Annotated in this window: 1 rRNA gene; it reads right to left on the bottom strand. The window is 63.9% G+C overall.

Features of this window, described 5'->3' with window-relative positions:
• Positions 1 to 627: ribosomal RNA gene (locus ACTM82_RS08970) — 23S ribosomal RNA — on the bottom strand; the annotation flags it as partial.
• Positions 628 to 787 lie beyond the last annotated feature (160 nt).

The raw sequence follows: 787 nt of genomic DNA on the forward strand, positions 1-787 counted from the left end.
GGTGCTCCGACTGCTCGTGGGCGCACGGTTTCAGGTACTGTTTCACTCCCCTCCCGGGGTGCTTTTCACCTTTCCCTCACGGTACTGGTGCGCTATCGGTCACAGGGTAGTACTCAGGCTTGGATGGTGGTCCACCCAGGTTCGGACCGGGTTTCACGTGCCCGGCCCTACTCAGGGACCGCGTCGCGCCGTCCGGTCTGGGTTCGCGTACGGGGCTGTCACCCGCTGCGGCCGGCCCTCCCATGCCGTTCCGCTCCCCAGCCGGACCTGCGCCCGGGGGCGGCAGCCCCCGGATGCGCGGCCCTGCAACCCCGCCGGCGGAACCCCTGCCGGGTACGCCCGCTCGACGGTTTGGCCATCGGTCCCCTTTCGCTCGCCGCTACTCGGGGAGTCTCGAGATTGATTTCCTCTCCTCCGGGTACTTAGATGTTTCAGTTCCCCGGGTTGTCCTCCCCGGCCCTATGCGTTCAGGCCGGGGATATCCGTACTGCTACGGATGGGTTCGCCCATTCGGAGACCCCCGGGTCGAAGGATGTGTGCTCCTCGCCGGGGATTATCGCAGCTTGCCGCGTCCTTCATCGGCTCCCTGTGCCAAGGCATCCGCCGTGCGCCCGTGGTATCTTGCGGGACCGCTCCGGGCCCGCGGGATATCCACGTGTCGCTAATATAAATTAATCGATATCATGAATAGCGCTCTCATGTCGCAATTCGGGTATCTCATACCGCGGCACAGCGTGTTCCACTGTGCTCGCGATCAGATGCTCCTCACTCATCAATGAGTGAATTC

The organism is Collinsella sp. HCP3S3_E5 (assembly GCF_052067635.1).
Lineage (GTDB): Bacteria > Actinomycetota > Coriobacteriia > Coriobacteriales > Coriobacteriaceae > Collinsella.